Genomic DNA, 8579 nt, shown 5'->3' with positions numbered 1-8579 from the left:
ATATGCTTAGAAGACTTAATAAAAAGTGCTTCTAAACATATTATACGAGGAGGATATAAAGTGAAAGAACAGCAAGGAAAAATAAATAAAGGCTCAAGAATTTTTGCAGTGATTTTGATTTTGTCTATGTCTATGTTATTACCATTTATGCTTAATACCTTACAGGTTAGGGCAGAAGACTCTGAAATAATATATATGGATTACAAGGATTTATTAGAAATGTATAAAAAAGAATACAACTGTATTTGTCAACCTAAAAGTGGTTCTTTCCATAGTTAGTTGAAGCTTCATGATTTTTCCAATAAAAGAACTTTTGAACGCAAAGTTGAAAAGTTACAACGTCCATACATAATTCTTTTTATAACTTTAATCTTATTTACGCTGCCTTCTGCCAGTCCATTACTATAACTATAAGTAATAGCATTTTTTACAGCATCAATATCCCTATTTATTCCACCTATAAAGCTATTGATTTCATTTATATTTAATTGTTTAGCTTCTTCAATCCATAAATCTAACTTATTAGGATCTGCGTTCTTTAAAATATTCTTAAACTTTAATGCAAGCTTGTAAATGCTATCAAATAATGGATATATTGACAATACTCTATTTAATTGAGATTCACTTAGTTTTCTCACATCTTTTAATGGTTTATATAGTAGCTTTATAAGTAGCGTCCTTTCAATAAATTCCACATTTTCATTATTGGATTCTTTAATTGCTTCTTTATTTAATTTTCTCATACGAGTTGTATACATACGTATTGTCGAGCTTGAACCTGTATAACCTTTAGCTTTAATGAATTCCTCTATCTTTTTAAAAGTATAGCCTTCCAGTAAGAGTTGGTTAATATCCTCATGATAAGGGGATAGTAAAGTGTTATTTCTTGTTGTGCCATAGTTTCCATTTATTGGTGATACATTTACATCTAAGTAATTGGTGACAGTGGCACGATGGATACCTAATTCTTTAGATATTGCCCTTTTAGAAAAACCTTTTTTATACATTTCCCTTACTATGGATATTAATTGTTCCTTTTTAGCAACATTATCATTGTGATTAGATTCCTGGGTACTTATATTTAAAGCATCCTCTAGTTCTTTTTCAGACATATTAAGATACTTTTCTAGGGTACGAATATCCATATTTAGCACTTTGCAAATTTGTGTATTTGTTGTACCAGTTTCAATTAATTTCTTTGCCCTATATATTTTCTCAGTTAAAGTTAATTGTTTATTATTTTCTTTTATTGAGCTTTCCTTTTTGATATCTTGTACTTCTGCTTCTATTTCTACCTTTGATTTCAGATGATTCATTAAAAATTTCTTACAATAATCTGTAAGATTTTTTAATAAATGAAACCTATCACTGACTTGAATGGCTCCTGGATGAGAATCTTTGATGGCATTAGAATATGTAATAGAGCCATCTCGAGAAACTACCTCAATATTTGGAAATGTCCTTAGCCAAGTAACTATATCATCATATTCTCTAGAGTTAATCATATCAACAATTCTGTGAGTATCTATATCAATCATAATCGTTCCATAGGTTTTACGTCTTTTTGTTGCAAAATCATCAATACATATCTTTTTTATATTACTTTTATTAACATTTATCATTATTTTTTTTTAAGAGATTGCAAATAGTACTTTTACCTATGTTTGCAATTCTAGAATTTATCATCTTCGCAGCTGACATAGAGCTAACGTTTTGGGATATATTGATTATTTCTTTTTGTAAACGAATAGTCTTTTTGGATTTAAACCCAATAAAGTTAAAGGTTTCAGCAAATGTTGTATGCTTACAATCTTCATTTAGACAAAACATCTTTCTATTATTTAAGGTAATAACTGTCTTCCTGTCCTGTATGGGTAAATCTTGAAAATTCTTTTCATAGTGTGAATGCACCTTATTAGATGGGGTATTACAATAGGGGCATATAGCATATTCTCGTAATGATTCTACATTTATATAAATAGTATCGTTCGAAATAAAGTGACTGACATATTCTAAATCTTTATCTAATAGTTTGATAAGTTCTTCCATATCCAAACCTCATTTCTTAAGTTGTTATTAGAATATTATAATGCTAATTAACTATAATTTCAACTAACTATGGAAAGAACCACTTTTAGGTTATCATAAACAACATAATAACATAGAATGGTCAAGATTTTTTCTGGTTAGTTTTACCATGTAATTAGTTTATTGCAATTTAAATATTTCAATAAATTTTAATATCTGCTTCATACACCTGTAAACCTATCTATGTCTCAAACAAATAAACTTCTTTCATTTTGCAAATGTCTGAAGTGAGATAAATAAAGTAGTGTTAGAAAATCATAGGGAAAAGGTATAAGTAGTGCCTTGAAACTATGGTTTTTTATTAGAGCCTTGTAAGGATTAAGGGATATGGAATAAGGCTTAAGGTCAGGCAAATCAATGGATTAGAAGGTTAAATAGAAAAGAAAATGGAAAGGAAAAATGGATAAAATCCCCCTTAGACCTTCTCTCTAAACCCTCAATCCTACAAGTACTTTATTTTCATTTTTCACTCTAAAAATTAATAAATACAAGGACTTTAGTGAGGTGGAAAAAAGGAATAAGGGATTTGGTGAGAAAATGGGCAAAGATAACAAGCCAGTGTTTTCAATGAGTTGATGGGTATTAGTGAGAGTACTTTATTTGATTTTTAAAAGGAGTTTGTCTGATGAACACAAGAAATCATGGAAAACGTCATGAAATCTCCTGCCTTTTTTATATTACCTTTATAAGTAATGACATTTCCAAAAAATAAAAGATAATTACTGGATAATGCTATTATAGGTGTAATTCACTTATTTATTATAACTAAAAATACAAAAATAAAATAAATTGAAATAATAAAAACTATATAAGGTAACCTTTCTTAGTGAGGATTCTCCTATCTTCTATAAATGAGAGATGAATTGCTAAAGCATTTGATACAGATATATCAATATGGTATTCTATAATCAGTATTAAATAATGAAGGGCTGGTTATATAAAAGGATTAGATATAAATAACCAATTTAGTGTTCAGGATATATTATTATCTTGTTTTGCTTATAAAATACAGAAATGAGTACATTCATAAATGCCTACAAAAGTGCGAGTAGTAGATTGATAAAGAAAGAATTTCCTGTAATAAGAAAACAATTATAGAAAGAATATTTTGCTAAATGTTTCGGATGTGTAGATTTATTTATAATCAAATGTTAGCAGATAAAATTGAATATTATAAGAAGACTGATAAAATACTTAACAGTTAGAGCTTGGGTAATCTTAGTAGGCTGCTACTATTGACCAAGAAGATCCTGCTTCAACGAATGGATATGAGTAAATGGTGAGTAGTTCGCTGAACATTCTTTATACTTGGTGATGTAACAGTAGAAGTATGTTTATTGGTAAATTTGAAAAATATCTTAAAAGAAAGAAGGTTTTTATTATGAGGCAACTTATACATGATTTTAAAGGAAATAAGCTTTTAAAGCTATACTTGATATTCTTTTCTCTAATCAATCTAATATATACATATTTTAAAGTGTCTAAATCCCTGTATATACAAAGGTATCGTTTAGGGGGAACAATAGAAAAGTATCAATTCGAATACCTTTCAAATATTACTAAAATCACTAATTTTCTTGAATTGTTAATTATATTAATCTATTTAATTTATTTTATAAGAGTTATTATGAAAAAAGATAAAACAGACACAAGAAACTTTTTAATAATTAACTTTTCTTTTTTTATGTTTCTTATTTCTATTATCTATTTGGTTTCTGTTATATTTTCAGTATTATTTTGGCCTTTAGCTATGCTATTATATGCCCCTTTAGCAATAACATTTATATTTTTAATATACTCTATTATAAAAATGTTATATAAAAAAATGCTTACAAATTTTAGCAGTTAATGAATATCATTTTAACTTGGTGATGTAATAGTAGAATTATGCGAAGCAAGAACTAAATTTGGTTATTGTTAGGGAGGGGAGAATTATTATAGAAATGCCATTTATTTTGGGAATCTTGATTTTTTTAATAATATTTATAGTGGCTATAAGAGTTTATATAATAGTATCGAGTTATATAGGTGAACAAATTAGACTGTTTTTTGTAAACTTATGGCAAAGGATTAAGAAATAAGTATAATCAATATATAATAAGACATATTCCTAGATTTATGTTCAGAAAATACGGTTTGTGTTTTAGACTGGGAGGGAGAGATTCATTATGAAAAAATTGTTTTTATTTTTATTAGGGTTTATTCCATTAGTATTAGGCTTTTTAATGAATTCATGGTTAATGCAAAATCATATCTTAAAATTTAAGTTAATAGGCATTATATTTCTTGCTTTATGGCTATTGATTGGATTTACAACTTGTTATTTTGCAAAAACGCCATTAAAATCTACTATAATTGCAAATTTACCTGCTTTTTTAATGCTTTTATTCATTATGTATCAGGAAATTATATTAAGACGCTATTGGTCTAATATATTTGGCGTTGCTACTCAGTTTTATTATTTGCCATTGATTAATATTGCTGCATCTTTTTATCCTTCCTTCATGATAGTTCGGTTTTGGTTAGTAAGTTTAATAGGATTTTTATTAATGTTTTCATCATATTATTTAGGTGGTTACTTAAAAAAACATCGTAATATATAATAGTCTCAATATATAGTTATTACACATAATTTATTTAAAGCAATCTGGTAATATGTCAAGAGATAAATTTTAAAGAAATTAGAAGAAACATTTAAAGAAGGGTAACTTTAATAGAACCTATGACTATGTAAGAAAATAGGCTTAAGAAAAGAAAATATTCTATTGAGTCTCTCCAACTTTATTGCTGGAGTAGATTTGATTCTTGGTCAGCAATCCAAAAATCAGGCGTACTAATTTACGAGATGTAAGTGCGAGTGCTCGTTTGTGCTGGTGAGTAGTTACTTCACCGAATTTTTTATTATAGAATTCTTTGTATTCAGGTACATTGTTTTTAACGCTATTAGCGGCTTCAATTAAATAGTATCTAAGATACTTATTGCCTGTTTTAGTCATACTAGTATCTTCAGCGGTGTAGTCACCTGATTGATTAACTCTCCAGGTTAAACCCGCATATTTAGCTAAAGCATTATGGGAATCAAAAGCAGTAATTGTCCCTATCTCTGATAAAATACCACCAGCTAAAACAGGTCCGATACCTGGAATGGACATTAAGGATTGATATTCAGTAGTATTCATACCTTTAATGTTCTTCTCAATAGCTTTATCAATAGTCTTAACCTCACTTTCAAAAGCTTTAATAAGGTTAAAGGAAGAAGCTATAGAGATATTTAAAGGCTCATATAACACTTTGTCTAATCTATAGGAATCATTTGCAGCTTTCTGCAATAACTTAGCTGTTGCTTGTGGATCGCTAAATCGATTTTTACCTTTATCCTTAACGAAATCTACCAGATATTCAATGGGAGAATAGGTAATATCATCTAAAGATAAGAATTCAGTTAGCACAGCTGTAGAGGTAGCACCATAGTTATTAGAAAATGGCTTGTCCTCTTTATCTAGGACAGCTAATTGACTAAATTTTAGGTATATGTTAGATACCATGTAAGTTTTTTCACGAGTAATACACTCAACCAAATGAAGTCTATGGCGTGTAAGCCTTTGTAAAGCAAGAAACTGAGAACCACGCCAAGGTGAGGAAGTAATCCTTGCACATCTAGCGAAATCAGCTATGACAAATGCATCCAAAGGATCAGTCTTGTCCATATCCACGAAAGACTTTCTGTAATTAGCAGTCGTTTTAGGGTTAAGACAATAAACTTTAGGTTCATACAATGCCAAATCTTCACTTGAAGATAGGAAATTAGCCACGTGAATACTATAAACAGATGTAGATTCCAAAGCAATAACAGCATATTTAAGGTCATTAGAATTCAAACAATCCAAAATACTTTTTAACATAGATTCAGCACCAGGATTGTTATTTAATGCCTTTAGGTTAAGAAGTTTATTACCTTGAAAATCTAGAGCACATAAGACATTGGTCTTAGAACTAACATCAATACCAACAAACAAAGTTGATAAAATATTGTTCTTCATATTATCACCGCCTTTCATAAGATGGTATGGGAACAATTAGTAAAAGAGATATCCTAATCTTAGTCACTAACTTCAACCTCGCACTATAAGCATTCATCTTTGAAAAATACCTTGCTGTTGGTCTAGTCAAAGAGATGCAGCATCTGTGTTAAAAGATTTTGATGGCTAAGTCAGGAAGCATGCTTCAATAGCAATAGCCAAATGGCTTTGCAAGGAGGACTAGAATTATCCTTCGCTAATCATTCTTTCTTTAATTATAGCATCAGAATATCTCAAATTAAAAATTGTATTAAAAATATAAATAATATGCTTAGAAGACTTAATAAAAAGTGCTTCTAAACATATTATACGAGGAGGATTATTATGAAAGTTGAATTGAAAAAAAATATAAAAATAATACGGGGAATTTTTAAAAGTAGAGTTTATGAAGGAGGGGAAGTTGTGCTTAATACAAAACAAATTAAAGCAGGCATTTTTGGAGCTGTTTTTACTATTTGTGGCATACTATTACGGTTGTTTGCTAACGATATTGCTTGGCCAAAGGAATATGGTTTTAGTGGACCTCGAGAAAATACAATATGGGCAATTCGAGAAGGGGCATATCAAGATATAGGATTAGCCTTTTTAATATTTGGATTAGCTGTAATAATAATTGTAATAATTAATTGGTTATGGAATCCACTACCTATACAAGAGGATTAAAAATAGTACAATTATATTCTTTATAAAATGTACATAATTGGTAATGTAAAAAGTTCTATGAAAAAATAAAAGCTAAAAACTGACTAGAATAATCAAAATGTGTCTTGGTTCTACCGCCACCCTTGACAAAAATAAGAAAATGCTGAGAGAAAAGCATCAAGGGCAAGCCTACGGTGGCTGCTGCTTTTGGGCTCAAAGAATCTAAAAACAAGACTTTTAAGCACAGGAAGATATGTATTCTTCTGAAAGCTGTATTAATTTAATCCATCTAGATGGCATATTAGGTAAAGCTTCTAGTTCTGGAACAACCACTGGAACACTGGCTTCTAATGAGGCATGAGGCCTAAGAAAGTTAAAATAAACAGCAAATAATGTAACAAAAGTAACAGAACCACGGTGAGCACCAAAACCATGAGATGACCTGTAATTACCTTTGAAGGTGCGATTAAGACGCTCAATAATTTGTTTAAGGGGTCTGAGTTCTTTAGAAACTGGATCTTCATTAGTAAGGCCAATAACCTGAGAAACATCAAAGAATATATCATTTTGGGCAAAGAAATGTTGCGCAAGAAGATAAATAGGATTCCCATCAACAATGATATTGAGCTTCTTTGGTAATTCTTTAAACTTAGATAAAACATCATCTAACGCAATAATAGCTGAAGGAATATCGCGGTTAGGAGATACATGATAAGAAAGAATAATCTTCTTAACCGCATCAAAGAAAAAGAAGATATAATGCCACTTACCATTAACCCTAATGTATGTCTCATCTCCGCAAATAGAATCTGATAGTTCATAAGGATAATGGTCAACAAATGGCTTTGTAATAACACTTACAGTATTAGCGTAATTAAGAACAGTTTGATGCGAAATATTAACCTGATGAATATCTTTCATAATGGAAGCAGTTTTTCTAGCACTAAGACCATAATTAACATAATAGGTCAAAACAAGACCAAGAACATGATTAGAAGCATAAATCTTAGGCAAAGAAACAGAACCTTTAACAGGAGAAATCCTAGATAAAGGCTTAAAATCAATATTAAATGCTCTGTAAATATAACGCATTTTAAAAGAATGAGGCTCAGTTTCAAAGAGTTCCTTCTGGTCCTTAGATAAAGAATTAAGATTCTTAACATAAAAGGAACAATCATTGTTCTTGCATTTGTAGATAACAAAGAATTTACGATCTTTAATAGGCTCAAGAGTCTTATTGCAATGAGGACACCTTAAGATCACAGATTTAGAGAAATAGTTTTTGCGGTTAAAAACAGAATTACAAACTTTACACTTAAATTGGCCTTTACCACCATTGTTATCATATAGATATAAATGAGGTGCACCACAGCAAGGGCAAGAGATAGATTCAGGAACAGGAACTTTAGAATTTACAGGTTTAAGCTCCTTACCCTTATCAAGCATATGCTTTTTAAGAAGAGCTTTATAATTGTACTTTTTAACCTTATCAAAGATAGGCATATCAGCAACTTTAAGTTTACGATAAGGCTTGTCAATTGGCTCATCAGATTGTTTGGAAGCTTTCATAGCACCTAAGGAAAATAAAAGATACAAAATAATATTGTTTTGGACTTGAATAAAGTATAGTAAATAAGTTATAATATCGTACATGGATGACAATTCCTTTCTGGTTGTTTGATTGTTTTCGTCGACGATATTATAACTGAGAAATGGATATTTGTCATCCTTAATATTTTTGACAATACCAATTTTATTAATGGAGGGGTA

Annotated in this window: 8 protein-coding genes and 1 pseudogene; 5 read left to right on the top strand and 4 right to left on the bottom strand. The window is 29.7% G+C overall.

Annotation, left to right across the window (positions count from 1 at the left end; all coding sequences use genetic code 11):
* A partial coding sequence (locus tag ABWP20_RS07290) for a hypothetical protein (RefSeq protein WP_353095129.1) occupies positions 1–279 on the top strand: 279 nt, incomplete at its 5' end.
* An 8-nt stretch (positions 280–287) separates the two neighbouring features.
* Here ABWP20_RS07290 and ABWP20_RS07285 read toward each other — a convergent pair.
* Both ABWP20_RS07285 and ABWP20_RS07280 read right to left on the bottom strand, forming a co-directional pair.
* On the bottom strand, positions 288–1622 hold the full coding sequence (locus ABWP20_RS07285; RefSeq protein ID WP_353095128.1) for an ISL3 family transposase: 1335 nt from the start codon (positions 1620–1622) through the stop codon (positions 288–290).
* Positions 1609–2049 (bottom strand): transposase family protein, encoded by a 441-nt coding sequence (locus ABWP20_RS07280; RefSeq protein WP_353095127.1) that lies wholly within the window; start codon positions 2047–2049, stop codon positions 1609–1611. The genes ABWP20_RS07285 and ABWP20_RS07280 overlap by 14 nt, the downstream gene beginning before the upstream one ends.
* 1047 nt (positions 2050–3096) lie before the next feature.
* On the opposite strand from ABWP20_RS07280, the pseudogene ABWP20_RS07275 reads away from it, so the two are divergent.
* The 3 genes and pseudogenes from ABWP20_RS07275 to ABWP20_RS07265 all read left to right on the top strand — a co-directional run.
* A pseudogene (locus tag ABWP20_RS07275) lies at positions 3097–3183 on the top strand (IS200/IS605 family transposase); the annotation flags it as partial.
* Positions 3184–3203: 20 nt separating this feature from the next.
* A complete protein-coding gene (locus ABWP20_RS07270; protein ID WP_353095126.1) occupies positions 3204–3293 on the top strand; it encodes a helix-turn-helix domain-containing protein in 90 nt (29 codons plus the stop codon).
* Positions 3294–4256: 963 nt separating this feature from the next.
* Entirely contained in the window at positions 4257–4691 is a 435-nt protein-coding gene (locus ABWP20_RS07265) for a hypothetical protein (protein ID WP_353095125.1), read from the top strand.
* 159 nt (positions 4692–4850) lie between these two features.
* On the opposite strand, the gene ABWP20_RS07260 is transcribed toward ABWP20_RS07265, so the two are convergent.
* Positions 4851–6128 carry an IS110 family RNA-guided transposase gene (locus ABWP20_RS07260; RefSeq protein ID WP_353095124.1) on the bottom strand — a complete coding sequence of 426 codons (1278 nt, stop codon included), beginning with the start codon at positions 6126–6128 and terminating at the stop codon, positions 4851–4853.
* A 363-nt stretch (positions 6129–6491) separates the two neighbouring features.
* On the opposite strand from ABWP20_RS07260, the gene ABWP20_RS07255 reads away from it, so the two are divergent.
* Positions 6492–6830, top strand: a complete 339-nt coding sequence (locus ABWP20_RS07255) for a hypothetical protein (RefSeq protein WP_353095123.1) — start codon at positions 6492–6494, stop codon at positions 6828–6830.
* 216 nt (positions 6831–7046) lie between these two features.
* On the opposite strand, the gene ABWP20_RS07250 is transcribed toward ABWP20_RS07255, so the two are convergent.
* On the bottom strand, positions 7047–8462 hold the full coding sequence (locus ABWP20_RS07250) for a DDE-type integrase/transposase/recombinase (RefSeq protein WP_353095122.1): 1416 nt from the start codon (positions 8460–8462) through the stop codon (positions 7047–7049).
* Positions 8463–8579 lie beyond the last annotated feature (117 nt).

Source organism: Tissierella praeacuta (genome assembly GCF_040396155.1).
Classification (GTDB): domain Bacteria; phylum Bacillota; class Clostridia; order Tissierellales; family Tissierellaceae; genus Tissierella; species Tissierella praeacuta_A.
The sequence above is the reverse complement of the archived record's forward strand: the minus strand, read 5'-3'. Positions and strand labels throughout refer to the sequence as shown.

Bases quoted from the DNA above. Each gene is read 5' to 3' on its own strand.
- ABWP20_RS07250 (WP_353095122.1), bottom strand. From the start codon at position 8,462: ATGTACGATATTATAACTTATTTACTATACTTTATTCAAGTCCAAAAC.
- ABWP20_RS07280 (WP_353095127.1), bottom strand. From the start codon at position 2,049: ATGGAAGAACTTATCAAACTATTAGATAAAGATTTAGAATATGTCAGT.
- ABWP20_RS07255 (WP_353095123.1), top strand. From the start codon at position 6,492: ATGAAAGTTGAATTGAAAAAAAATATAAAAATAATACGGGGAATTTTT.
- ABWP20_RS07270 (WP_353095126.1), top strand. From the start codon at position 3,204: ATGTTTCGGATGTGTAGATTTATTTATAATCAAATGTTAGCAGATAAA.
- ABWP20_RS07260 (WP_353095124.1), bottom strand. From the start codon at position 6,128: ATGAAGAACAATATTTTATCAACTTTGTTTGTTGGTATTGATGTTAGT.
- ABWP20_RS07285 (WP_353095128.1), bottom strand. From the start codon at position 1,622: ATGATAAATGTTAATAAAAGTAATATAAAAAAGATATGTATTGATGAT.
- ABWP20_RS07265 (WP_353095125.1), top strand. From the start codon at position 4,257: ATGAAAAAATTGTTTTTATTTTTATTAGGGTTTATTCCATTAGTATTA.